The sequence below is a fragment of the Mesorhizobium sp. M7A.F.Ca.ET.027.02.1.1 genome (assembly GCF_004022985.1).
In the GTDB taxonomy this organism is placed as follows: domain Bacteria; phylum Pseudomonadota; class Alphaproteobacteria; order Rhizobiales; family Rhizobiaceae; genus Mesorhizobium.
Map to the genome: position 1 here is coordinate 1 of NZ_RZOL01000937.1, position 454 is coordinate 454.

Genomic DNA, 454 nt, shown 5'->3' on the forward strand with positions numbered 1-454 from the left:
GAGTTGGGCGTACCGGCAGTCGGCTTCGACGACAATTTCTTCGATCTCGGCGGCGATTCGCTGATGGCGGAGACTTTGGTGCTTGCCGTGCAGAAGCGGTTCGGCGTCAAATTGCAGACCTCGGTCCTGCTCGAAGCCCAGACACCGCGCGAATTCGGCCGCTTGATCGCGTCGCTGGTACCGGAGCATCCAGCCCGCGAACTGATCGTGCCGGTGTCCGGCAGCGTCGGCCAGGAGCCGATCGCGATGATCCACGGCATCACCGGCTCGGCCTTGTTCGCCAATCGCTTCAGCAGGCGTCTGAAAGACAAATACGCGATCATGGCCGTGCGCGGCATGGGCACGGAACCCGGCGAGACGCCCTATTCCACCATGGCCGAAATTGGCACCAACTATTTTGAAGCCCTGACCTCGGTGACCGGCAGGCATCCCGAGATCATCGGTGGCATATGCG

At 62.1% G+C, this 454-nt stretch carries 1 protein-coding gene; it reads left to right on the forward strand.

The genetic code is table 11. The features are described from left to right. A partial coding sequence (locus EN749_RS37100; RefSeq protein ID WP_245491605.1) for an acyl carrier protein occupies positions 1 to 454 on the forward strand: 454 nt, incomplete at both ends.